Origin of the sequence: Chryseobacterium mulctrae, from assembly GCF_006175945.1 — a bacterium.
In the GTDB taxonomy this organism is placed as follows: Bacteria; Bacteroidota; Bacteroidia; order Flavobacteriales; family Weeksellaceae; genus Chryseobacterium; species Chryseobacterium mulctrae.
Genome location: NZ_VAJL01000001.1, coordinates 4,032,402 through 4,055,716, shown reverse-complemented (window position 1 = coordinate 4,055,716; position 23,315 = coordinate 4,032,402). Strand labels below are relative to the sequence as shown.

The window sequence follows — 23,315 nt, the reverse complement described above, 5'->3', positions numbered from 1 at the left end:
CCTGAAACAAATAAATTTTTGTTAAACACACAATTGTCTTTACCTTTGGTGCGTTATTTGAAAATGATAAAAAAATTGACAATGAAAAAATATATTATAACTGCTGCATTAATCTTCGGAACAGGTGCAGTGATTACCACAAGTTTAAATTCTTGCTCTACCCTTGCTACTTCAGATTTGGGATTAGCAGTCATTAAAAGAGTTTTATTAGGCGGAATCAACAAAGGAGCAAATATTTACGGCAACAAGGAAGCTTTCTTACAAAACAATTTAGTAGACAAAGCGCTACCTAAAGAGTTGAGAGACATCAATACTACTTTAGAAAAAATAGCTCCTTCAATCGTTGCGAAAGAGAGAGAATACATTGCTGAAGCGGCAGTTTACACAGTAGGTATTTCAAAACCAATCTTAGAAACAGCAGTAAATAGTCTTAATGCACAAGATGTAACCAGAATTATTCAGGGTGAAAAAGGAACTGCCACTTTAATCTTGAAAGAAAAAACTCAGACACAACTTGTTGCAGCAATTGCACCAAGAGTTGAGCAGGAACTTAATAAATATGGCATCGTAAAAACCATCAACACTGCATTATCGGGAAGCAATCTTTTGGGAAGTCTTTTAGGTGGAAATAAAACCAATGTCAACGCAGGTGGATTGAGCATGTTGGCTTCAGAGCAAATTGTAAACGGTCTTTTTAATATCATCGAAGATCATGAGAAGCAAAACTCGGCGTCGTTGCTTGCGCCATTTGGAAAATAGCTCAATTTTCATTAAATTTATATATAATTAAGGAAGAAGATGGAAATATTACAAGGAAATGAAAACAAAAATCCTGACGAATTTTATAAATCATTAAAGGAAAAACTAGAAAACAATCATGATTTTCCGGAAGATTATCTGTTTAAATTTATTATTCCGACAGATGATGCGAAGCTTACAGAAATTTATAAAGTTTTCGACGGTATAAAGTTTACACTGGGAAACCGCGAAAGCAAGAACGGAAAATATACGGCATGCAACATCAATGCTTTTGTTTTGGATGCAGATCAGGTAGTTCGTATTTATAAAGAAGTTGCAACAATAGAAAATGTAATTTTGTTGTAAGCTGAATAAAATTCAAAAATAGAAAAAGGTTAGTTTATAAACTAACCTTTTTTATTTTATGTAGATTTAAAATCTATTTTTCTATGAAGAATTTCACATTTTCGAGAGGTCTTCCCAACATCGCAACCGAACCTTTTATAATGATTGGTCTTTGTATTAGAGAAGGATTTTCAGATAAAATCTGAAGCCACTCTTCTTCAGAATGATCTTTTCCTGCAAATTTTTCAAGATATAATTTCTCTTCTTTTCTGATGATATGAAAAACACTTTGATTCAGTTTTTTCAAAACCGTTTTCAGTTCCAAAACACTTAATGGGTCTTCTACGATATTGAAGATTTCAAACTGAACACCATTTTCGTCTAAATACTCTAAAACAGCATTAGATTTTGAACAGCTTCCGTTGTGTAAGACCTTAATCATCATAATAAAATTTAAGCTAGATTATTTTAAAACAAACCATTCAGTTCAGCATCTATTTTTTCTAAAATAAAGCCGAAATCTTCCGGTTTTTCTACAAAATCAAGATTATCAACATCGATAATCAATAGTTTACCTTCTGTATAATTTGAAATCCATTTTTCGTACTTCTGATTCAGCTTAGAAAGATATTCAATACTGATTGAAGCTTCATATTCCCTTCCTCTTTTATAGATTTTTTTTACCAGATTGGGCACGTCAGATTTAAGATAAATAAGCAAATCGGGTGCCGAAACAAAAGTTTTCATCAAATCAAAAAGCGATGCATAGTTTTTGAAATCTCTATCCGACAAGAGCTTCATATCATTCAGGTTTTCTGCAAAAATATGCGCATCTTCATAGATCGTACGATCCTGAATAATGTTTTTCCCGCTTTCTCTGATCTCTTTTACCTGACGGAATCTGCTGCCCAGAAAATAAATCTGCAAAGCAAAACTCCACTTACTCATGTCTGCGTAAAAATCTTCCAGATAAGGATTGTGATCTACGTCTTCAAACTGGGCATCCCAACCGTAATGTTTGGCAAGCATCGTCGTTAAAGTAGTTTTTCCTGCACCAATGTTTCCTGTAACTGCAATATGCATATTTCTGTCTCTTTATTTTGAAATGTTAAAATCTAAAAGCCTAAATCCTGAATTTCATCCATTATTTTAAGAATATCTGATTTTTCAGACTTTTCTTTTTCCAATTTTTCGATGGATTTTTCAAGTTCTTTTTTCTGGTTTTCCGCTTCTTTAAGTTTTTTAATATCAGCGATATCTTCAAGGGTGTAAAGATAGAGTTTGTTGCCTTTTATTTCAAAATATGACAGCGAATTTTTATCCACAATTTGTGCGTCGGGATCGTCAAAAATTTTGGTTAAACCTTTCTCAGGATTATATTTGAATATGGTATTTTTAGCAATAATTAAAATCACTTCGTTTTCTCTGCGGAAGCGTTTTGCATTTTCTACAGGAGCTTCAAAGAGTTTTTCGAACTTTAAATTATACACTCTGAACTGATTTTTAGATAAAATATAAACCTTCGTTTCAAAAACCAAAAGATCAATCACCTCATCGAAACTGGCATCAAAAGGAAAGGAATTGATGGTTGTTTCGTTTCTGAAATTATACTGAAGAAGACGTTTTGTACTTTCATCCAGCAACCAAATCTGTTGCAGATCTTCTGCATAAGCATGTTTTATAAAGCTGAATTTTTGTTTAAAATCAATCTTCTGAATTTCATTAAGATTTTGATCTACAAATTTCATTTCCTGTGCATTTTCAGAAAAAAGTGCCACCGTTAAAGGATTTTGTATTTCCTGAACTTTAAACGGAACAGTAAACATCAGTTTGCCTAATTGTTTTCCCAGAGAATCATATTTGGTAAAACTGAAATCTTTGTTTCGGTACAGATAGAGATTTCCGTAATCGTCTGAAAACATATCTTTCGTTTCCTTAAGCTTTAAGGTATCAAAAGGAAGTACTTTCTGCGCAGAAACCGAACAGAAAACCAAAACCAGAAAGAGAGATATTAATTTCAAAAAAACTTTTTTACAAAGATAGCGCTCCAAAAGGAACGCTACCAATTTACATACTTTATTTTATTCAATCTGAACTTGCTTTCAATTTTAACTATTTGATAGCAACTTCATAAATTTTAGACCATTTTTTTCCTGTCACAAGCATGTTATCACCTTTGAAAGCGATTCCGTTCAATACATTTTCGCTGTCTGCTTTAGTAAAAGGATCAGCAATTTTTGTAAAATCAAATTTCCCTACCACTTCGCCGTTTGCAGGATTAATTTTTAAAATAATAGGTTTGTGCCAAACGTTTGCATAGATAAATCCTTTGTAATATTCCAGCTCGTTTAATTGGTCGTATACTGAAGTATTTCCTGCTACAGAAATGTATTTAACCATTTTCGAAGGATCATTTTTATCTAAAAAATATAGATTTTTGGTTCCGTCTGAAGCGATAAGATTTTTGCCGTCATACGTTAAACCCCAACCTTTCACCATCATATCGGGATAAGCAAATTCAGAAACCATGCTTAAAGTACTTTTGTCGTAAACAAATCCTTTTTTGTTTTCCCAAGTCAGCTGATACACTTTATCTCCTGCAATTGTACTTCCTTCAGAAAAAACATCATCAGGTTGTTTTGTTTCTTTAATCGGAGTATTTTCTCCAAGTTTGTAGGTAATTAATCTTGATGAACCGTATTGTCCTTCGCTTTCATAAACTGTATTTCCATCAAGCTGAAACCCTTGTGTAAAGTTTTTAGGATCGTGCGGATATTCTGCAACCACTTCATAGTTTAAATTTTGTTCAGGGCTTTTGCTGTAAACATTAATTGTAGCATCCTGATATAAAGTTTCGCCGCCTTTCGTTTTAATATTAAAAGTTACCGCATTATCACCTAACATAAAATATTTTGGGTCTACAACAAGGCTTGTAGATTCTTTTTCTCCAAAACTGATAGTGATGCTTTCTGCAGTTTCTAAAACATCTTTGGGAAGATCTAACTTGTCGCCAAAATGATAACCTGTAGTTTCCATTGATGCATTATAATCAGCCAGAGAAGTCAATATTTTTTCGTCGTTTTTACAAGACACTACCATAAAAGATGCTGCCAAAAGTAGTCCTGCACAACCTACAATTATTCTGTTTTTCATTTTTATTTCTAAAATTTCATCAAAAATAGCAAATTTTATTCCTCTCTGCTAATTTCTGACGCAGGTTGAGCAAATTGCAGAATATATCCGTTGTTATCATAGATGGCAAACTCTCTCATTCCCCATTCGAAGGTTTCAATTTCGTAGCAAATATTGGCTTTTGTTTTTAAATTTTCCCATACCACATCTACATTTTCCACATTAAAATAAAACGAGCCGGAAAAACCGATGCTGTTTAATTTCTCATGTTGATTAGGCTTTGAAATCATCATCTGAATACCATCTTTTTGTAAAGAAGCCCATTGCCAATCGTCATTTCTCTCATTTAAAGTAAATCCTAAAATATGAAGATAAAAACCGATGGTTTCATCTAAATTTTCAGTCCATAAAATTGGTTGTAGAGATTTGAATTTCATATTCATAAAATATTTTAAGTTTTAATAATCTAAACTCTATACATATAATTCTTGCTGATTTTACAGATTAAAAATTTAGAAATAATCTTTTATCAGTAAAATTTGCATGAGTCAATATTTAATTTAAACCATTACGACTAATTTATTAATTTATTTTTTTGCCACGAATGCACAAATGTACTTAGCAAATATGAAAAAAATTCGTGCATTCGTGGCTTATAAATTAAAGCAAAATATTTTAAACGTAAATAATTTCAACTATTTTCGAAATCAATAAACTCTAAATTTAATGTGCAAAACCTGTAATCTTAGCTTCATCAAAATCGAGTTGCATTTCGATAGTTCTCATCACATGATCGTCAAAAATCTTTTCACGTTTCATACGGTGGAGTTCGTTTCTCTGCGCCTGAATGACTTGTCGTAAAACATCTTTATTTTCATTCATTGCGGTTGCATAATCTACTGCAGAACCCATACATTGAGTTTTATCGGCAATTAATTTCATTTCGTTTTCCAGTTTATAAATCTGATGTTTTACGAGACTGTTACTTTCTGATAATTCTGAAAAATCTGAAGTCAGTTTTTGAAGCGCGGTTTCTTTTAATTTTTTCATTAAAATAGCCTCCTGCTTTTCTTCCGGAAGTTCACTTCCTGCATCTTCAATTTTTAGGAATTTTAAAATTGGTGCAAGCAACAATCCTTGCCCCACCAAAGTAATCAGTATAATCACAAAAGTTACAAACAGAATAATATTTCTGTGCGGAAAGGCTTCTCCCGGACTGATATAAACAGGAATTGAAAGTGCGGCAGCCAAAGAAACTACTCCTCTCATCGCTGCAAAACTGATGATAAAAGGTTCTTTCCAGTCGGGTTTTGGATTTTCCTGCCGAACTTTTTTAGACAACAATCTTGGAACATAAACAATTGCATAACTGTAAGCCAAACGAGTGAAAATGATAGCACCTCCAATCACAATACTGTAAAAAATACCTTCTGAAATTGTATAGTCTTTCATTGCGCCAACTACAATCGGTAATTCAAGCCCAATTAAAATAAAAATAATGGTATTCATTAAGAAAATAACGACGCTCCAAACATTTCCGGTCTGAATTCTCGAAGTATGGCTTAAATAACAATGCGAATTATAAGACATCAACAATCCTCCTGCAACAACCGCCAAAACTCCAGAAAAATGAAAATGTTCTGCTGCAACGTACATTACGTAAGGAACAATCAGAGTAATTACGGTATCAATATTAGAATTGGAAGGAATTAATCTTAAAAATTTTCCAAAAACCAAACCTGCTCCGATTCCTACTGCAACACCGCCAATCGCCATTGTAAAGAAATCCGTAACTGCTTCACGGAAAATAAATTGTCCTGAAATTACCGCTGCCAAAGCAAATTTAAATACAATTAAACTCGATGCATCATTAATCAGACTTTCACCTTCTAAAATGGTGGTAATTTTTTTAGGAATCTTCATGTTTTTTAAAACAGAAGTTGCAGCAACCGCATCTGGAGGAGAATTTACACCACCCAAAAGAAATCCCATTGCAACGGTCAATCCCGGAATAATTGATGAAGAAAGATAGGCAACAACAATCGATGTTAAGAAAACCAATCCGAATGCCATCGAAAAAATTTGTTTTCGCCATTTATGAAAATCCTGCCACGAAGTAAACCAGGCTGCTTCAAATAAAATGGGCGGAAGAAATATGAGAAATACCAAATCGGGCTCAATTTCTATTTGCGGCATTCCCGGAATGAAGCTTACGAGTAAACCTGCAATCACAAGAAAAATCGGATAAGCTACTTTGAGCTTCTGCCCTACCATCACCAAAATCATCACCGATAAAAGTACAGCGATGGAAATAATTACATAATCGTGAATCATGGTCTGTGATTATTTAGTTGTTATAAGAAAAATTTAGTTTTTAAGTATTTTAGTTTTCTAGTTGTGAAAACTCTTTACAGATCCTGTTTTTAAAGACCGAATCAAAGTCTTTTTTACTTTAGTTTTTTGAGACATAAGTTTTAACCACAAAAGCTACAAAAGAAATGATCGAAGAAAGAGGATGTCAAAGGTTGCGAAAGGTAATGTTTTAATTCATTTACAATTTTGAAAACTTTTGAACAACTTAAGGCTCATAAAATCTTTTGTTTCTTTTGTGGTTTAAAAATAATTAATTTTTAGTAAAAGGTATGTTATTATAAAAACCGATTTGTATTTGTCCGCGGTTTTTATTTTCCTGAAGCTGATTCATATATCCCGCTTCAATTCTCATATTTTTATTAATGATAAATCCTAAAGCTCCATAAACTCGGTTTCTGTCGAAAACAGGACTATCTAAATTAAGAAAAATTTCATTATACGCTGAAACATAAAGAGTTTTGGGTAACATTTCTTTGTTGTTGATCGGAATATTCAATCCTAATAAATAACGGAACCTCATTCTGAAATCATCCTGTAAAAAACGTTCTTCCAAACGGTAACGGTGCTGCAGATTAAATCTTCCGAACTTCTGTTTTGTAATAAATTGCTGGAAAATACGGTGCTCAATATTCTCTGATTTTTCACCTTTTACATAAGGCTGGCTCAAAATAAAACCATAACCCAACAAAACATTATTGTTATTTTCTGTCAAATCATAGCCAATTCCGGTACGAATTAATAATTGTTCCAAATCACCAATTCCATCAAAATTACGGTATTGAATCTCATTATGGAAATTCAGCTTTTTGCTAATCTTATTATTCCCAAAATACATATACCAAGCTCCCAAATCACTTTCTTGAGCAAATGACAGAACGCTTCCAAAACACAAAACAGAAACCGCTAACTTTTTTAAAAACCTCATAATTTTATTATTACTTTTTCTTTTGTCTTCAAACAAAAGAAACAAAAATTCAAGACTTGAAATTCTTCGCTAAAAATAAAGGCTATTCACTAAAAATTCTAAACTCGTGCGTATTTACGATTGTTGTTTTATTTCTTATTTTATCGCGCACTCAAACAATAGAATTTTCTTAGCGTTTTACATCCTTGATTTTCTTAACGCTTCGATTTTCTAAGTCAAAATGATATTCAAAATGAGAAACAAATTATTTCATTCATCTATCATATCCAACAAAATTAATATTAAAAATCTATAATAGCAAGGAAATTATATTTCGAAGTTTTTAAAATATTTACTTCATTATTTTAAGACGGAACTTTTTCTTCTAAAATATCATTCTGATTTTTATCAAAATAAGTACAGGTCATTTTATTGAGATCCATCTTCCAGCCTTCTACACCATTTTCGGCACAGTCTTTACAAAATGTAGGATAATCTGTTCCGCCTTGCTGGTGAAGCTTTAATCTGGTTTTAAAATTTTCAAGATCTGCATTTTCTGCGATTTCTAAAGCATCATATTTTTTTCCTGCTTCGGCAAAATTATTTTCAACATCAAAATATTTTGTATTTCCATCAGCAACAAATGTTGTGTAATGAGATACTCCCAGTTGTTTTATTTGTTGAATATAATTTGGAAAATCAGCACCACTTTTTACTTTTTGGTGTTCTGAATTAATTTCATCAATTGTAAATTTCATTTTGTTATTTTTTTTAAGTTATATTTTAAAATTATGTTTTTAACGCAAAGAGCGCAAAGTTTTTATTTAAAATGTTTGAAAATATTTTTCGTTCGCGATGGCGTTTGGCTTCTCAGCAAAGAAAAACTAGTTTCTTAATAGTAAAACAATAACCGACAGATGATTGCCGGTTATTATTTTGTTTTGTTTCAAATTTGGAGTATAAATTTTAAGGATGTTGTTGCATTTTCGCAGGATCATCATAATTTACCATCCAGTTGATTTCAAATTTATCCGTGAACATTCCGAAATATGCTCCCCAAAAAGTATCAGCAAGAGGCATTGTAACATTACCACCTGCAGAAAGTCCGTTGAAAAGTTTGTCGGCTTCTTCTTTAGAATCTGCATTAATGGAAACTGAAAAATTATTTCCAACTTTTAAGCTTGACGCCCATTCTCCACCTGTATCACTTCCCATCAAAATGGTTTCTTTTGAAATCGGAAGAGAAACGTGCATAATTTTGTCTTTATCTTCCTGAGACATTTCTTTTCCTTCTTGTGGAGGCATTTCTCCAAAAGTTCCGATGTAAGGATATTCTCCGCCGAAAACCGATTTATAAAAATCGAAAGCTTCTTTGCAGTTTCCATTGAAGGTAAGATAAACATTTACTGTTGCCATAATATATTTTAATTTGAGATTTGAGATTTGAAATTTGAAATTTGAGATTCGAGATGTGTGATTCCAGACGCGGAGCGCGGAGCGCGAACCACGAATTAACGATGCTGATCGATAAGAATCATATTTCCGTCGGGATCTTTAAGGAAAATATGTTCCGGACCGGAGGTGGTTTCATCTGCGGTTTTATCTAATTCTACTCCGCTTTCTTTCAATTTTCTCTGAATTTCTCTTACATCATCGAATTCCTCAAGGTTCTGAGCATTCTCATCCCATCCCGGATTGAAAGTCAACATATTTCCGTCGAACATCGCCTGAAAAAGACCAATTAACGTACTTCCGTTTTTCATGATGAGATAATTATTTTCCATACCTCCTCCCATCGCAGAGAAGCCAAGTTTTTCGTAAAACTCTTTAGATTTAGCAAGATCTTTCACGCTCAAGCTTAGCGAAAATACGCCTAATTTCATATGTAAGTTTTTATTATTTTTTATTTAAAGCTAATCTGTATCCTGCTAAAACTAATGTCCAAACTAAAATTCCAAGAACCCAAAACCAAATAGGTGTTGGTAAAACTGTCATATTGTAAATGGTGAAAACAAGAAAAATGATCCCGCAAATCAATGCTGCAGTAGGTTTTCCATCTTTTGAGATCTTTGTGGCAATAAACCCCGAAACCAAAGCTCCCAAAGCATAGCCAATAATCACCATAAATTTCCCTAAAAAAGGCAAAGTTTCAATATAATTTTTAAAACCTTCTATGTCTCCGGGTTTCATTCCTTCAGGATAAGGATACAACATATGATTAAGCGTTTCAACCGCCCAAACACAGATAGAACCAACAATAATTCCGGCAACAACTGCCAATATTTTTTTTAACATAGTTATTGATTTTTTAAGCGTGTTTTGAAATCTAAAGTTTTGTCATAGCTTTTCCAGTCACCAATCAGTTCGATATATTGACTTTGAATTTTTTCTGAGGTTTTATTCCATTTAAAAGTATAAATAAATTTACCCGTAAAAATTCCGGAATGTTTGCCTTTTACTTCTTCTACCAACTCATAATCACCATAAACAACACCTTTGCTTTTAGAATCTTTGTATTTGGTAATTTTAAATTTCCCCTCAAATTTTGAATAGTTATTTTCTACAACTGTATATCCTGAAACAAAATATTCCTGATCGTTTTTCTTATCCTGCTCAGAAATATTTATTTTAAGTTTAATGGTTTCTTTATCATTTCCAATAGTTCCTACATAAGGCTTTGAATTATTTAGCCAAACATTGGAAATATTTGGCATTTGTGAGAACGCAAACTTGAATAGAAAAACAAAAAATAGTAATGATAATTTCATGATTAATTATTTAAAAATAACTTTGGATAGATCTGTATGTGTAAAATTCCCAAACCAAAAATCAGATTCTTTTCCAGTTTCGAAATTTTCCCAAACTCCTTTAAAAGTCGTAATAGAATAATTTCCGCGCTGACTTTGGTCTTTCATTGTCTCAATTCTGAATTTTCCTTTAAAAATTCCGTCATTATGATCAGGCTGAGTTCCGCTTAAATAAAAATCACCGAAAACGATCATTTGCTCCGGATGATCTTTCATGTTATAGACAGAATTAAATGTCAGTTTTCCTTTGCAGGTCAATGTTTTCCCGTTGGTTGTAAAGATTCCTTTCACCGCGTAATTTTCTGGATTTTTCGGATCTTTGGTAACAGTTTCAAATCTGACATCTACTTTTTCACCGTCAATATTACCATCAAAACCCAGCTTTTCATTAAATATAATTTTGGTGAAATCCTGTTCTTTTAAAGGAAAATTGTTCGACTGCGCATAAAAATTTAAACACGAAAAAAATAAGAATAAGAATATTTTCATCCCGTCAATTTCTATACACCAAACTGACTCAAGTGATGATTAAGATGTTTCGCAAACATATTATTCCATTCCTGAGATTTTAATTTTCCAAAAGAAGAAGATTCTTTACCGTCAAAAGCTGAAGCTCCTAATTGTTGTGTCTTTTGAATAAAACCAATCAGTCTCTTTTTTTCTTCTTCAAAATCTTTTCTTTCTTTAATTATAAATTGTGGTGCAGTAGGAGAATCGTGTGGATATGCTTTTTCGCTTGTCACTTTTGGTTTTACGAAAGTTTTCAAAATAAACTTAGCAATTGCGCCCGGTTTTTTGTGCTTTTCCGGTTCGTAAACCATTTCATAAGAAACACAGCAGTGCGCCAACATTTGGTCTACCGTCATTCTTCCCCACAAACCGTGAGTTTCTTCTACAAGATTATTTATTCTATTGATATAATTCTGAGCATCTTTTGCGTCAAATACGTTTTCCATTTTTGTCTAAATCTTTAGAAACAAATATATCAGTTTTTTTGTTTCATTGAAATATTTTTTTTTGATTTTGAATGGTGAATTATTATTAAAAATAAAATCCCAGAAATTAAAAAGCTCCATACAAATTTGTATGGAGCTTGGCTAATTATTCTAAGTTAATTTATTTCTGAGTTGCTTTTTTCATTGTTGCGTCTGGACGTAAAACTCTATAGCGAACTTCTAAGTCTTTAGGCACATAAAAAACCAATGGTAATTTGCTGTTGTATCTTACAATTTCAGGTTGTAAATAAACAAATTTCTTAGTCTTTTTCTGATCCGGACAAGCCATTAAAGTTCCGCCTGTTTCTCCGTTAGATTCTACTTCATAGTAATTGTAACCCCAACCTTGTAAATCTTGCGAAGTAACTTTTCCCATTAAAAAATGTTTGTTACAGTCCAATAATTTTTCAACGCCTACAAAAAATTCAACTTTCAAATCATTTTCGTTTTTTGCAACAGGCAATTGAATATAAACCTGCTTAAAACCTTCTTTAGCTTTTGGAAACATTTCTATCTCAAGTTTTTCAAATTTCTCTGTTTTTTTCTTCTGAGCAGAAACATTACCCACCACAAACATCATCAATACTACGGATACTGCTTTTAAAAATTTCATAATTGTTTGATTTAAAATTTACAATTTCCTTATACTCAAAAACTATTCCATAATTACCACATTCGAACCTTTTGTATGTGAATTCATCTGCGGTGCATAATAGTTTTGAATTGTTGTAATTCCGTTTGAGAACTTTCCTGATACATTGGCTACATAATCATATTCAAAAACATATTTTCCTTTCGGCATATACTGAATATAGAAGTTTGTAGACGCATCTTTTGTTGATTGATAATATCCCAAACTATTTTTCCATTGATAACCGGAAAGCACATTCAACGGTTCAAATCCTGCCGCACGCATATCTTTGATGTGAATAAATTCCATGGCGCGGTCTGTATTTAAAATCATTCTTACCGTTACTTTATCGCCTACTTTCAGCGGAGTTTCGGGAGAGATTTTCTGTAATTCTTCACCGTTTACTGTTTTTACTTTTTTGTACAGTTCTTTTACAACAGAAATATAATTTTCGGAAGATTTTATTTTATCTAAATCTTCATAATATTGCCAGAATAAACCTCCCTGAACAATTCCTGCGCCTGGTTTTGTTACTGTAACTGTTGCAAGATTTTTGTCTAAAACATCTGTTTTTACAGCAGATTTCACATAACCTGTCGCCTGAGTTTCCGGTTTCAGTTCTTTTCCGCCCCAAATGATTGTTGCTTTATCGCTTTCCGCAGAAGTCCAAGATTTCCCTGAATTTAAAATCGTAAAAATTACTTCTGAAGTTCCTCGTGAGCTTCCCCAAGAATTGACTTCTTTCTGAGTAATCAACCAAATCTTCATGTCTTCAATGAATTTTTGGTCGTTTGGTTTCAATTTATTGAAAGCTTCCAAAGCTCCTGCATGATTCACTATTTTCGAGCTGAACCACCCCCAATCATCAAGGTTTTGTTTCCAATAAACACCTTGAGTTTTAGAATCTACTGAAGTTTCTTTTAAGTAATTTAATAATTTATCTGAAACATCTTTTAAGCCATAATCACTCATTAATAAAGCTGTACGATGCAGTCCGAAGAATGTGAAATCGGTAATTTTTGTTGTTTTAGCTTTTTGCTTTACCAAAGATTTCAGCGTTGCTCCTTTTCCTTTTAAAGGATATTGTTTTTCCCAATAATTTCGGGTGTCTAGATAATCTAAAGTCCAGTTATTGATTACATTTTCTTTTTTAACATCAGTATATTTATTGATTTCATTGTCAACATAACCAATCAGTTTTGCCACCAATTCTTTCTGTTCGGAAGATTGATAGTCTTTCACATTCTCTTTTAACCAAGCGTTTATTTTTCCTAAATTTTTCAGAATATAAAGAGACGTTCCGTACGAACTCGGATAACCTTGATACCAAGAAAAACCACCATCCGGATTTTGCAGCTTTTTAAAATCATCCCAATCTTGGTTGATAGAATTTTTCATTGTATTAGCATCAAAAAGCAATGCTAATTTTGCCATCTGCTCCTCTTCGTTTTTACTTTCCAAAACCCAAGGAGTTTCTTCAAGCAACAATTGTTTCAGCTCCTGATTTTTTTCAAGATTTGAAGTTAATAAACCTTTGCTTTGATATTCTTCAAAAACAGTTTTCAGTTTCGGGTTGGCTTTAAAAATCTCTGAAGCCAAAACATCGGCAAACCATTTATTAAAGACTACATCTGCCGAACTATTTTGGTCATTTTTCAGACTTGGAAGTGCAAACATAATTTCCCAAATCGGATTGGTCGTCAATTCTAAAGTATTCGAAACATTAGAGATCGTTGTTGAGTTTGTATTTTTAAGATTATCTAAAACAAAAGTTTTTGTTTCACCTTCTTTTACAAAAATCGGAATTGCATCGGTCACCAACATTCTGTTTGGTAAAACCGGAATTGCTTTTTGTTCACCATCAGAATATTGTCCTGCTTTTGCTACTATTTTTAAAATGATTGATGAAACGTTATTCGGTACTTTTATTTTCCAGGTTAGTGCAGAGTTTCCGTTTTCATTTACTGAAAAAGCCTGTTCCTTATTATAACCGGAAACTGCCGTCAAAGTACTTAACCCAAATTTCTCTGAAATATCTTCGTTGGTAAACGCATCCAAAATCTGCAGTTGCGCAGAACCATTCAATTTTTTGTTTGTTAAATTTGATAGTTTTGACTGAAGATTCAATTCATCCCCTTCTCTCAAAAATCTTGGGTAATTTGGGGTAACAGAAAACTCTTTCTGCGTCACTACTTCTTTTTCCAAAGTTGTTGCTCTTGCGTTTTTTGTATGAGCCAGGAACATCAATTTCCATTTTGTAAGAGCTTCGGGCGACGTGAATTCAAAGTTAACATTTCCTTCTGCATCAGTTTTTAAATCCGGATAGAAGAATGCAGTTTCGTTTAAGTTTTGACGAACCTGAACATTTTCTAAAGTCTCTTCATTTTTATCTGAGACACCATCTGCATCAATTCTTGGAGCTTTTAATGGTTCAGGAACAACATTTTGAATCACCATAATCTTGTCTTCTGCCATTATTTCTCTTTTAGCCATACTTGCTTTTGCACCTGCAGTTGGTGGCGGCGGTGGCGGAGTATATGCAGCAGCTTTTACACCTTCCTGATTAACAACTCCTGTTGTGGTTTCCAGTTGTCTACTGTAATCTACAAAGTAAATGTTTCCATCAAACCAGTTAAACTGAGGAATATCTACTACTTTATTATCAAAATATTCCATTCTGCTCTGAAAATATTTTTCTTCAAGCCCCGTATTGATTGCATAAGAAGACGTAAATGAATAAGGTCTATACAATTCTTGCCAGTTAAAAGTATTCACAGAAAACTGGTCCAAAGACATATCATACATATTGGCTAAAATCTCAGCATTGATCTTTTCTTTGTCGTTACCAGAAACTTTCACCGTCCATTTTTCTTTAGAATTAGGTTCTATTTTATCTCTGAATGTTACCGTTTCTATTTTCAATGGCTGCTCTGTATCTTTAATTTTTAAATCAACCGTTTCGGTCTGAATATCATTAAATGAAGCCAACTGAAACTGAATATTTAAACCCGTTACATTTTTATCATTCGGAATTTCAGTTTCATATTCAAGCACACCGTTTTTGAACTGATGAACTTCGGTAACTGTTTTTCCTAAACCATTTTGCAGGAAAACATTCACCAAAGCATTTGGAATTGATGAATATACATAAATTTTTGCTTTTTCCCCTCTCGAAACCTCATCTTTTGGTTCTAAAACCGTTAAGAAAGTTTTCTGTGTTGGCTTTAAAGATTTTTTATCCCAAACACTGAAATTTTGAGTAGATTTTATTGTGTCTTTCCCTTCAATATTATACAATTCTAATTGGTAATCTCCAGCTTCCAGTTTTCCAAGGTCTACTTGAGTTGTCAGTTGTTGGTTTTCGGTTGATGGCTCTTGAATTTTTTTGATAAGAACTTTTTCAACTTTCCAGTTTTTTATTTCATCATTTTTATCATACAAATCATGTGGAAATTTGCTGATAAACTCTTCTTTTGAAAATTTCGGCAGATTCTGAACTTCTGTTTTGAAATTGTTTCTGAAAATCCTATTCGGAGTTTCCAGTTTTGAAAGCTTTACCTGATAAGATTTTTTAAGATTTTGTTCGTTGTAATTTTTGGTTTCAACTTTTACGTTTAGGTTTTCATCCGCAAAAATATTTTTAATATTGTCAGCTTTGATATAATGAGAAACCGAAGCTACTTTTAAATTGGTATTTGCAGTTTGAGTTTCCCCATTGATATCAGTCGCAGAAGCATTGATTTGGTAATTATCAATCTGAATTTCTTCTAATTTTTCATCTTTTTTAAGGTCTAATTTTATAGTAAACTCTCCTTTTTCATTAGTTTTAACTTCGCCAAGAATGGAGTTTTCGTTATCATTATCATTCGGATACCAAGGAAAATATCTCCAACGAATATTTTGTTTTTTAATTTCGTAGTTGACGTTGGTGTTACTCAAGGCCACTCCAGAAAACATCATTGCTTTACCTTTCAGTTCGATGGTTTGTCCGTATTTATATTCATCTTTTACAGGATCAAAAGTCACTTCAAATTTTGGACGTTTGTATTCTTCAACTTTTATATATCTGTAACCACTCGTATTTCCATCAGTGATGATTCTAAAATTCCCGTTCAGTTTTCCTTTAGGCAAAATAAAACTTCCGTGATAAGAACCAAATTCATTGGTGGTAAAATTCTGTACCGTAACTTCCTGATTATTGGTATCTCTTAAAGTTATTTTCTGTTTTAAATTTGATGCAACAGATTCTATTTCATTGTCTATTTTTGTATTGATTACTTTAAAATATACGGTTTGTCCGGGTCTGTAAATTGCTCTGTCTGTAAAAATTTGAGCTTTTGTACGGGTTTGTTTATTCGGATTGTATATTTCCCGATTATTATTACCATAAATTTGCATCAACTGAAAGTCATTGGTTTTCGGCTGTTGAATCAAAATCGCTCTGTAATAATCTTTACTATTCGTCATCGGAAATTTAAAAACTCCATTTTCACCAGTTTTACCAACAACCTTATTTAAAGCTTTACCTTCTACAAACTCATAAAATGTAAGATTTTCATTATTGATTGGCTTCCCATTTTCTGAGCTGATTAATTTCAATTCATTAGAAAGTGTATTGCTTTCGTTGATATTCTGATAAATAATTTTATGACTTGAAACTAAAAAATAAAAGTTATGATTATTACCTTCTTCTGGTTTTGAACCTGAAACTTCATATTCGGCAACATAAATTCCGGAAGGAAGTGCTTTCATTTCAACAGAAGTTTTGTGAAGCTGATAATCTTGAGGATCATTCAACTGAAAAACTTCTTTTCTTACCAACGATTTTTTTATTTTTGAGTAAGCATTATCATAAGGGCTTCTCGCAAATTGCATCAACGGCAAAAAATTATCTTTTACTTCATAAATATTTACAGAAAATTCTTTCACATTCTTAAACTCTGCAACCAAATGAATCGGCAGATTCGGCTGAGTCTGCTCTTCATATTTGAAGCTTAAAAAAGGATTAATGATCTGATTTTCCTTATTTTTAATGTTTTCAATAAAAGGAGATTTCGGATATTGATTTTTGATAGAATTGACAAGCTGAAGCGCTTCTTTTTCTTTTTTTCCTTTAATTAATTCATCTATTATTTCCTCTGTAATAAGCACTGTGTAATCACCTTCAATATTCATTTTTATTAAATTCTGAAGCTGTACTAATTTATCTTTACAAGAATTAAAAATACAATTCTCAGAAAGTTTCTGATGTAGAAAATAAAGCTTAGAATTGCCTGTACTTTTAGCAATTAATTCATCAAAAATTGTATTTATTAAAACTCTGTTTTCCGCCAGTTCGTTCTTTGTAAACAATTCATTATTCGATAAGAAATTGACCTTTTTCAAAGAATACCAATCCTTCAAAGTAGGGAAATAAGCAATATAATCTGTATTTGAAAAAATATCCTTGTATTTTACCAAAGATAGTTTATTCATCACCTGATTTTCTGAGTCAAGCTCCTTAAAATTTTGGATTAAATAATTTTTAAAATCAAGTTTGCTCCATGTTTCAATTTCTGAAACATCCTGAGAATTCATATTGGTTCTGCCATTGATTTCCCAAGAATGCTCATTGTAATAATCAAACGTAAAACCCGATAACAAAACCTTGTACACTAAAAGGTCATCACCTTTCAGGTTCTTTTCTGTAGTTTTTAGTTTAGCAAAAAACTTTGATACTGAATCATTTTTCTCGTCGTCATTGGTTCGATTTACAATGCTGAATTCTGCTTTCAGAGAGCGAATCAACTGTAAGGCATTATTTTCTTTCATAGCTTGTTTTTGAATTTCCAAAACAACCGGTAGATTTGATTTGTAAGCTCCCTTTTCATAATTTGTTTGTATTTTTTTCCATTGTGTATCGTAATACTTCTGACTGAAAGCATTAGAGAAACACGATAAAAACAGGATAAGGAACAAAACCTTGGAAAATCTTTGCATAAGTGTTATTTTTGATAAATGAATTGTTTAAAAGTACTGAAAAAATCTGTCATCGACAGCCAACTTTATGTCTCTTTAATGGGAACAGTTTTCGCAGTATTTTTCATGATGGAGCAAAACACATTCCGTTTCCCTTCAGTTCTTTTGATATTCATCACCTATTTCAGCGGATATCTGTACACCAAATACCAAAAAACAAAATATTTTTATAAAATATTATTATTAAATTTCGTCACAGGAATTATTTCGGCGGCTTTAATTATTTTTAATCATAATGAAATACGTTTAGTAAAATGGTTTGTGATTGTGGTTTTAGGATTATTATACAACAGTTTTTTTCTTGAAACTTACATCCGGAAAATTCCTTTACTCAAAGTATTTTATGTAGGTTTAGTTTGGGCATTGGTCAATTGTTGGCTTACTTTACCTGCGTTTAATTTTCCTATATTTTTTATCAGTTTCTTTTTTGTGACTGCACTCGTTTTGCCATTCGATATTCGCGATATGAAAAGTGATACGGTTCAGACATTTCCAAAATTAATTGGTATTCAAAACACAAAATATCTTGCTTATATTTTTATTTTCATTGCTTGCATTTTAGCTATTTTTTATTTGAAAACTCAGTTTGCTGTAAGCTTTTTTTTAGCCTCGGTATTTACTTATATTCTTGTTTTTTTTTCGAAGAATTCTAATAAAGATTCGTATTTTTCTTTTTGGGTTGAAAGCTGTTCCGGTTTGCCTTTTTTGTTTTTAATTCTGTTGGAAAAGTTTTACCTTTACTAAAAATTTGCAGTAATGGAATCTTTTGAAAGTATTCAGAACAAATTAATCAGAGCTATCAGCAAAAGTTCTGACCGAGAAAAGATTTTCTGTCTGTGGAGGTTTTGGAATAACAAGAATTCTAATATATCAGTTGCTGAACCTCACTCTTTTTACAACACTGAAAAGCCGATGACAGATGAAGAAGTTGAGGAGTATTTCAAAGAAGAAGAAATCATTTTACCTGATCATGTAATGAAAATGATTGAGCGTGGAATGGATGATGTAAAAAATGGCAGAGTTTACACAGAAGAAGAAATGGACAAAATGGACGAAGAATGGCTAAAATAAAAATTGAATGGTCACATTTTGCAAAACAACAAAGAGATGACATTTTTGAATATTGGAATAACAGAAATAAAAGCATAAACTATTCAAAAAAATTAAGAAATATCATTAAAGACAAGACTAATCAATTAAAAATCTACCCTTTTACAGGTAAAAAATTATTCAGCGAGAATATTCGAACATTAGTCTTCAAAAATTACAGTTTAGTATATAATATAGAAAAAGATACCGTTTTCATCGTCGCATTTTGGGAAAACCATCAAAATCCTGAAAAACTTGAAAGCATTTTAGGATTATGATCATCAACAAACTTACCCTTTACAATTTTAAAAATCATTCTGAAAAAAAGTTTGAATTTTCCCCGCAAATCAACTGCTTTGTAGGAAATAACGGCGTTGGGAAAACCAATATTCTCGATGCACTGCATTATCTTTCTGTAGGAAAAAGTTTCTTGGGAAATACCGATATCAACAACATCAAAAAAGATGAAGATTTTTTCACCCTAGATGCTGAAATTCAGAATGAAGAGAGTGAGGATACTTTAAAAATATCTCAACCGAGAGAAGCAAAAAAAGTTATTAAAAAGAATGATAAAAGCTACGATAGAATAGCCGATCATATTGGTTATTTGCCAAGTGTGATGATTTCTCCGTACGATTCAAACCTTATTTCAGATTCTGGGGAAAGTCGCAGGAAATTTTTAGATTCTATGATTTCTCAGACCGATTCTGGATATCTTTATGATCTGATTCAGTATCAGAAAACGATTCAGCAACGAAATGCTTTATTAAAATATTTTGCAAAAAACAGAGTTTGGGATAAAGATTCATTGGAGATTTATGATGATCCGATCACAAAATCCGGCACTAAAATCTTTGAAAAAAGAAGAGAATTTGTCGCAAAACTGAATCCTATTGTTCAGAATTTCTATCAAATTATTTCTGGCGGGAGAGAAAGTGTTTCTGTTATTTATGAATCTCATTTATTGGAAGGCTTCGACGCCACTCAGCCTGACAGAAAATTTCGTGAACTTTTAATTGAAAGTTTAGAAAGAGACAGAATGCTTACTTACACTTCAAAAGGAATTCACAAAGATGATTTACTTTTTGAAATGGATTCTGTTTTAATTAAAAAAATAGGTTCACAAGGACAGCAGAAATCGTTTTTAATTTCATTAAAACTAGCTCAAATGAGTCTGATAAAAGAACTAACGAATAAAACACCAATACTTTTACTTGATGATATTTTTGATAAGCTTGATGATACAAGAGTTGCTCAGTTGATAAAATTGGTAAATCAAGAAAATTTCGGGCAGATTTTCATTACAGATACGCACAGAGAACGTACCGAAAATGTTGTGAAAAAGATTAATGAAGAGAGCATAATTTTTGAGATATGAAGAAATATTTTTCATTAATAATATTTTTATTATTTCTTTCATTCTCGTTTGGTCAAAAGAAATTTTCCACAAACGAACTACTGAACATTTACCCATTCAGTAAAACAAGCAAAGTAAAAATCATATCTTACAATATTGATTTTGTAAGTGAATTCCCAACTCCATTACCACCAGTTGGAAAAGATGGCGATTCTACAATAATAAAAAATATAATTGCCAATCAAACATTTCCAATCAAATTAAGAAACATTTTAGGTAATGAAAATATGGAGGGGATTAATCAGTGTAAAACTTTGAATTTCAAGGAAACTTTCGAATTATCAGAATTGCTCTACAACACTTGTGGTAAATTTAAAAATGATATACGTGAAATTAGTAAATGTTTTTTTCCTAGAAACGCTATTTTGTTTTATGACGAAAACAATAAAGTTTTTGAAATATTAGAGATTTGTTTTGAATGTCACAGAATTGATTTCAACTCAAACCAATCATTAGAAATTAATGACATGTGTAATAATTTTTATTCTAGATTAGAGCAATTATTTAAAGAAAACGGCTTAGAAACTCAACATAATCGAAAATACTGATGAAAAAAAATAAAAAACGAGAATTTCAATCTTCTGAGCTTGTAAAATCTTTTGCGAGAATTCATGGTTTTGAAGATAAGCTGATTGCTTTTGATATTAAAGATTTTCTGGAAGATTATCTTGATGAAAGTCTTTTTCAGGAAATTGTAAGCGTTAATTTAGACGATAAAATTATTCAGATTAGAATCAATTCACCTTTATTGAAAAATGATTTTAAAATGAGGAAAAACTTTTATCTGAAAAAGTTTCAGGATAAATTTGGGGAAGAAAAATTTATCGATCTTCAGATTTTGTAGGCATTGAACTTTGCACTAACTGATCAGATTTCATATCAAAGCTTGAACGAAGCGGAATAAAAAATTTCAAAGGATTTCTTAAGAAGTATCTGTAAATTGCTCTATAAATCTCTCTTACTTCACCAAAATTCATTTTTCTTGAACGGAATGCCAAGAACATCGACAAACTGAAGCTTACCAGGAAATTGAAGAATCCAATGATAAAAACGGTGATAAATGATGTCCAAAAAACTGATGAACCTACAATGAAATCTTTTCCGTACAAACCAATTGCGAAGTTTCCGGCAGCAAAAGTGATGTGACGAATATCTAAATCGAGACCGAAAAATAAGCCGACCGGTGCTGTTGCCCCAAGAAAAACTCCAAACCAGAAATTAGAAATAATTCCTGCCCAGTTTTTAGCATAATATTTCGAAAGACTTTTCGCAAAACGAACTCCAAACATCCTTCTAATTGGAAGGTTTTTGGCAATTCGATCCGGAATCTGATAAAACACCGAGTTATTCCCAATATTACCTGAAATAATTCCTGAAATAAAAAGATAAAAACCTGCAATACAAGCGTGTAAAATAGCTTTAGATTCAAAAGGATCAAGATCTTTCAACAATTTATCTGACTTTTCCACCGCCAAATTTTGCGAAAAGAAAACATCCAAACCATAAATAATCAGCAATGCAATCGGGAAAGAAAGAAGTACATTTCCTACAAAAGCAATAAACTGACTTCGGAATAATTTTGAAACCAAATCAGCAAATTCGGTATAATTATTTTTGGTACTTTCCTGTTCAGACAAAACTTTGGTCATCGTTGCAGCGGTCATTGCAGGTTGTTTTGTTGCCAAAGTAAAGCCCATCAGATAAATCATCACAAATCCCATTGCATAGTTTAATGAATACAAAAACGCATGGAAAAAATCGCTTCCGGGCATAAAACCGTACAGCATTTTTAAAACGCATAATGCACCAACGATAATCCCTCCACCGCTTGCTTTGTAGAACATTTTCATGTACTGTTTGCGGCTTGACGTGATGTAATGACTTCCGGTTTCTGCAGTATGATTGGTAATCAAGTGTGAAATCAAACGCGTACTGTCGTTGATAAGATCTGAAATATTATTCTTGTGAGATTTATAGCTTAGAATATTAAAAATCAACTGTTTAGACTTAATAACAACATCTTCAGACTGATCGATAATTAATAAATTGACAATCTCAGAAATTCTCTGGGTCTGTTGACGAATCTTAAGCAGAGATTGATTAATTTTCCCTGAAATACCGTATTTAGAAGAGTTTTTAAAGGCTATATTAACGAAATCCTGACATTGTTCCGCATAAATTTTAATCTGCTTATAACGGCTGTCTTTTGAATGAAGCTGAATTTCAGGATTGATTTTAAATTCTTCCGCCAAAGCTTCAAGTTCATTCTGCAATGCCAAAAATGGATTATCGAAATTCCTGTATTCAGGAGCCATTCTTACCACATCAACTTCAAGAGCCATCCCGGTAACGCGCCACGAAAGGATATTCATTGAAAATATCAGTTCTCTTTTTACATTTGGTTTCTCAATGAAATCTGAAATCCCTAAAATATTCAGAAACTCATTCACCTCATCTTCAGGAATATTATGTAAATATTCAAGATCGTCTTTTGGTCTGAAACTAACATTATCAATAAGATACCAAACTGTTTTTTCGTTTTCTACGGGTGGTAAAACCTTATTTAAGATTCTTTTTTTGAGTTCGGGGAAGAAGGCATTTTCTGAAAGAATATTGGCTTCCGTTAAAGAAAGATTGAAAGGTCTTTCTTCAAAAACGTTGTAAATATAATGTTTGAAATGAACTGCAGAGTTTGGGTTTGATTTTAAAAAATTAAGAACGTTCTTAAAATCCGTCTTTTTTATTGCCTCTAAAAACTCAGCTAAAGGCTCCAACGAAACAGTCTCATTCTTAAAAGAAAAATACTTTTTAAGGACAGATTCGAAATTTTTTGTACTTGAACTCAACAGTTTCATTAGTGCAAAGA

General features: G+C 32.1%; 25 protein-coding genes. 8 read left to right on the top strand and 17 right to left on the bottom strand.

Translation table 11 applies throughout. The features are described 5' to 3' along the window. The first annotated feature begins 81 nt into the window (after window positions 1–81). The gene (locus FDY99_RS18835) at window positions 82–759 is read left to right on the top strand and encodes a DUF4197 family protein (RefSeq protein ID WP_102980780.1); all 678 of its coding nucleotides are present in this window, start codon (window positions 82–84) and stop codon (window positions 757–759) included. Window positions 760–798: 39 nt separating this feature from the next. Further along, window positions 799–1,104: a DUF493 family protein gene (locus FDY99_RS18830; protein WP_074229317.1), complete on the top strand. Its 306-nt coding sequence runs from the start codon at window positions 799–801 to the stop codon at window positions 1,102–1,104. A gap of 73 nt (window positions 1,105–1,177) precedes the next feature. On the opposite strand, the gene FDY99_RS18825 is transcribed toward FDY99_RS18830, so the two are convergent. From FDY99_RS18825 to FDY99_RS18750, 16 genes are all read right to left on the bottom strand, one after another. Continuing rightward, complete coding sequence (locus FDY99_RS18825; protein WP_228448855.1) at window positions 1,178–1,525, bottom strand: ArsC/Spx/MgsR family protein; 348 nt, start codon at window positions 1,523–1,525, stop codon at window positions 1,178–1,180. A 26-nt stretch (window positions 1,526–1,551) separates the two neighbouring features. Continuing rightward, window positions 1,552–2,166, bottom strand: a complete 615-nt coding sequence (locus tag FDY99_RS18820) for a deoxynucleoside kinase (protein ID WP_074229319.1) — start codon at window positions 2,164–2,166, stop codon at window positions 1,552–1,554. Window positions 2,167–2,198: 32 nt separating this feature from the next. Then, on the bottom strand, window positions 2,199–3,104 hold the full coding sequence (locus FDY99_RS18815) for a hypothetical protein (RefSeq protein WP_228448853.1): 906 nt from the start codon (window positions 3,102–3,104) through the stop codon (window positions 2,199–2,201). Between the two features lie 91 nt (window positions 3,105–3,195). Further along, window positions 3,196–4,236, bottom strand: a complete 1,041-nt coding sequence (locus FDY99_RS18810; protein ID WP_139423263.1) for a glutaminyl-peptide cyclotransferase — start codon at window positions 4,234–4,236, stop codon at window positions 3,196–3,198. Window positions 4,237–4,271: 35 nt separating this feature from the next. Next, window positions 4,272–4,652, bottom strand: coding sequence for a VOC family protein (locus FDY99_RS18805; protein WP_317129840.1), 381 nt, complete (start codon window positions 4,650–4,652; stop codon window positions 4,272–4,274). Window positions 4,653–4,938: 286 nt separating this feature from the next. Continuing rightward, the gene (locus FDY99_RS18800) at window positions 4,939–6,549 is read right to left on the bottom strand and encodes a Na+/H+ antiporter (protein ID WP_139423261.1); all 1,611 of its coding nucleotides are present in this window, start codon (window positions 6,547–6,549) and stop codon (window positions 4,939–4,941) included. A gap of 289 nt (window positions 6,550–6,838) precedes the next feature. After that, window positions 6,839–7,513: a DUF2490 domain-containing protein gene (locus FDY99_RS18795; protein WP_139423260.1), complete on the bottom strand. Its 675-nt coding sequence runs from the start codon at window positions 7,511–7,513 to the stop codon at window positions 6,839–6,841. A 344-nt stretch (window positions 7,514–7,857) separates the two neighbouring features. Further along, window positions 7,858–8,250, bottom strand: a complete 393-nt coding sequence (locus tag FDY99_RS18790; protein WP_139423259.1) for a DUF1398 domain-containing protein — start codon at window positions 8,248–8,250, stop codon at window positions 7,858–7,860. A 208-nt stretch (window positions 8,251–8,458) separates the two neighbouring features. Then, window positions 8,459–8,908, bottom strand: a complete 450-nt coding sequence (locus FDY99_RS18785) for a VOC family protein (RefSeq protein ID WP_139423258.1) — start codon at window positions 8,906–8,908, stop codon at window positions 8,459–8,461. 95 nt (window positions 8,909–9,003) lie between these two features. Continuing rightward, window positions 9,004–9,375 (bottom strand): VOC family protein, encoded by a 372-nt coding sequence (locus tag FDY99_RS18780; protein ID WP_139423257.1) that lies wholly within the window; start codon window positions 9,373–9,375, stop codon window positions 9,004–9,006. 13 nt (window positions 9,376–9,388) lie between these two features. After that, window positions 9,389–9,787, bottom strand: coding sequence for a hypothetical protein (locus FDY99_RS18775; protein WP_139423256.1), 399 nt, complete (start codon window positions 9,785–9,787; stop codon window positions 9,389–9,391). Window positions 9,788–9,789: 2 nt separating this feature from the next. Next, a complete protein-coding gene (locus FDY99_RS18770; RefSeq protein ID WP_139423255.1) occupies window positions 9,790–10,260 on the bottom strand; it encodes a hypothetical protein in 471 nt (156 codons plus the stop codon). Window positions 10,261–10,266: 6 nt separating this feature from the next. Next, complete coding sequence (locus FDY99_RS18765; RefSeq protein ID WP_139423254.1) at window positions 10,267–10,788, bottom strand: hypothetical protein; 522 nt, start codon at window positions 10,786–10,788, stop codon at window positions 10,267–10,269. 11 nt (window positions 10,789–10,799) lie between these two features. Beyond that, complete coding sequence (locus FDY99_RS18760; RefSeq protein WP_074229330.1) at window positions 10,800–11,255, bottom strand: DUF1569 domain-containing protein; 456 nt, start codon at window positions 11,253–11,255, stop codon at window positions 10,800–10,802. A gap of 160 nt (window positions 11,256–11,415) precedes the next feature. Next, a complete protein-coding gene (eco, locus tag FDY99_RS18755; protein ID WP_139423253.1) occupies window positions 11,416–11,907 on the bottom strand; it encodes a serine protease inhibitor ecotin in 492 nt (163 codons plus the stop codon). A 42-nt stretch (window positions 11,908–11,949) separates the two neighbouring features. Continuing rightward, the gene (locus FDY99_RS18750; RefSeq protein ID WP_139423252.1) at window positions 11,950–17,904 is read right to left on the bottom strand and encodes an alpha-2-macroglobulin family protein; all 5,955 of its coding nucleotides are present in this window, start codon (window positions 17,902–17,904) and stop codon (window positions 11,950–11,952) included. A gap of 18 nt (window positions 17,905–17,922) precedes the next feature. Between FDY99_RS18750 and FDY99_RS18745 the strand changes: the two genes are divergently transcribed. The 6 genes from FDY99_RS18745 to FDY99_RS18720 are packed head-to-tail and all read left to right on the top strand — an operon-like array spanning window position 17,923 to window position 21,293. Continuing rightward, entirely contained in the window at window positions 17,923–18,687 is a 765-nt protein-coding gene (locus FDY99_RS18745; protein ID WP_185148742.1) for a UbiA prenyltransferase family protein, read from the top strand. Window positions 18,688–18,699: 12 nt separating this feature from the next. Continuing rightward, window positions 18,700–19,014 carry a hypothetical protein gene (locus FDY99_RS18740; protein ID WP_139423251.1) on the top strand — a complete coding sequence of 105 codons (315 nt, stop codon included), beginning with the start codon at window positions 18,700–18,702 and terminating at the stop codon, window positions 19,012–19,014. Continuing rightward, window positions 19,002–19,310 (top strand): type II toxin-antitoxin system RelE/ParE family toxin, encoded by a 309-nt coding sequence (locus tag FDY99_RS18735; RefSeq protein WP_139423250.1) that lies wholly within the window; start codon window positions 19,002–19,004, stop codon window positions 19,308–19,310. The genes FDY99_RS18740 and FDY99_RS18735 overlap by 13 nt, the downstream gene beginning before the upstream one ends. Next, window positions 19,307–20,410, top strand: a complete 1,104-nt coding sequence (recF, locus tag FDY99_RS18730) for a DNA replication/repair protein RecF (RefSeq protein WP_139423249.1) — start codon at window positions 19,307–19,309, stop codon at window positions 20,408–20,410. The genes FDY99_RS18735 and recF overlap by 4 nt, the downstream gene beginning before the upstream one ends. Further along, the gene (locus FDY99_RS18725; protein WP_139423248.1) at window positions 20,407–20,997 is read left to right on the top strand and encodes a hypothetical protein; all 591 of its coding nucleotides are present in this window, start codon (window positions 20,407–20,409) and stop codon (window positions 20,995–20,997) included. The genes recF and FDY99_RS18725 overlap by 4 nt, the downstream gene beginning before the upstream one ends. Then, window positions 20,997–21,293, top strand: coding sequence for a hypothetical protein (locus FDY99_RS18720; RefSeq protein WP_139423247.1), 297 nt, complete (start codon window positions 20,997–20,999; stop codon window positions 21,291–21,293). The genes FDY99_RS18725 and FDY99_RS18720 overlap by 1 nt, the downstream gene beginning before the upstream one ends. Here FDY99_RS18720 and FDY99_RS18715 read toward each other — a convergent pair. Then, on the bottom strand, window positions 21,271–23,304 hold the full coding sequence (locus tag FDY99_RS18715; RefSeq protein ID WP_139423246.1) for a recombinase: 2,034 nt from the start codon (window positions 23,302–23,304) through the stop codon (window positions 21,271–21,273). The two genes, FDY99_RS18720 and FDY99_RS18715, sit on opposite strands and share 23 nt — an antisense overlap. Between the last annotated feature and the right edge of the window lie 11 nt (window positions 23,305–23,315).

Bases quoted from the DNA above. Each gene is read 5' to 3' on its own strand.
- FDY99_RS18835 (WP_102980780.1), top strand. From the start codon at position 82: ATGAAAAAATATATTATAACTGCTGCATTAATCTTCGGAACAGGTGCA.
- FDY99_RS18830 (WP_074229317.1), top strand. From the start codon at position 799: ATGGAAATATTACAAGGAAATGAAAACAAAAATCCTGACGAATTTTAT.
- FDY99_RS18825 (WP_228448855.1), bottom strand. From the start codon at position 1,525: ATGATTAAGGTCTTACACAACGGAAGCTGTTCAAAATCTAATGCTGTT.
- FDY99_RS18820 (WP_074229319.1), bottom strand. From the start codon at position 2,166: ATGCATATTGCAGTTACAGGAAACATTGGTGCAGGAAAAACTACTTTA.
- FDY99_RS18810 (WP_139423263.1), bottom strand. From the start codon at position 4,236: ATGAAAAACAGAATAATTGTAGGTTGTGCAGGACTACTTTTGGCAGCA.
- FDY99_RS18805 (WP_317129840.1), bottom strand. From the start codon at position 4,652: ATGAAATTCAAATCTCTACAACCAATTTTATGGACTGAAAATTTAGAT.
- FDY99_RS18800 (WP_139423261.1), bottom strand. From the start codon at position 6,549: ATGATTCACGATTATGTAATTATTTCCATCGCTGTACTTTTATCGGTG.
- FDY99_RS18795 (WP_139423260.1), bottom strand. From the start codon at position 7,513: ATGAGGTTTTTAAAAAAGTTAGCGGTTTCTGTTTTGTGTTTTGGAAGC.
- FDY99_RS18790 (WP_139423259.1), bottom strand. From the start codon at position 8,250: ATGAAATTTACAATTGATGAAATTAATTCAGAACACCAAAAAGTAAAA.
- FDY99_RS18785 (WP_139423258.1), bottom strand. From the start codon at position 8,908: ATGGCAACAGTAAATGTTTATCTTACCTTCAATGGAAACTGCAAAGAA.
- FDY99_RS18780 (WP_139423257.1), bottom strand. From the start codon at position 9,375: ATGAAATTAGGCGTATTTTCGCTAAGCTTGAGCGTGAAAGATCTTGCT.
- FDY99_RS18775 (WP_139423256.1), bottom strand. From the start codon at position 9,787: ATGTTAAAAAAAATATTGGCAGTTGTTGCCGGAATTATTGTTGGTTCT.
- FDY99_RS18770 (WP_139423255.1), bottom strand. From the start codon at position 10,260: ATGAAATTATCATTACTATTTTTTGTTTTTCTATTCAAGTTTGCGTTC.
- FDY99_RS18765 (WP_139423254.1), bottom strand. From the start codon at position 10,788: ATGAAAATATTCTTATTCTTATTTTTTTCGTGTTTAAATTTTTATGCG.
- FDY99_RS18760 (WP_074229330.1), bottom strand. From the start codon at position 11,255: ATGGAAAACGTATTTGACGCAAAAGATGCTCAGAATTATATCAATAGA.
- eco (WP_139423253.1), bottom strand. From the start codon at position 11,907: ATGAAATTTTTAAAAGCAGTATCCGTAGTATTGATGATGTTTGTGGTG.
- FDY99_RS18750 (WP_139423252.1), bottom strand. From the start codon at position 17,904: ATGCAAAGATTTTCCAAGGTTTTGTTCCTTATCCTGTTTTTATCGTGT.
- FDY99_RS18745 (WP_185148742.1), top strand. From the start codon at position 17,923: ATGAATTGTTTAAAAGTACTGAAAAAATCTGTCATCGACAGCCAACTT.
- FDY99_RS18740 (WP_139423251.1), top strand. From the start codon at position 18,700: ATGGAATCTTTTGAAAGTATTCAGAACAAATTAATCAGAGCTATCAGC.
- FDY99_RS18735 (WP_139423250.1), top strand. From the start codon at position 19,002: ATGGCTAAAATAAAAATTGAATGGTCACATTTTGCAAAACAACAAAGA.
- recF (WP_139423249.1), top strand. From the start codon at position 19,307: ATGATCATCAACAAACTTACCCTTTACAATTTTAAAAATCATTCTGAA.
- FDY99_RS18725 (WP_139423248.1), top strand. From the start codon at position 20,407: ATGAAGAAATATTTTTCATTAATAATATTTTTATTATTTCTTTCATTC.
- FDY99_RS18720 (WP_139423247.1), top strand. From the start codon at position 20,997: ATGAAAAAAAATAAAAAACGAGAATTTCAATCTTCTGAGCTTGTAAAA.
- FDY99_RS18715 (WP_139423246.1), bottom strand. From the start codon at position 23,304: ATGAAACTGTTGAGTTCAAGTACAAAAAATTTCGAATCTGTCCTTAAA.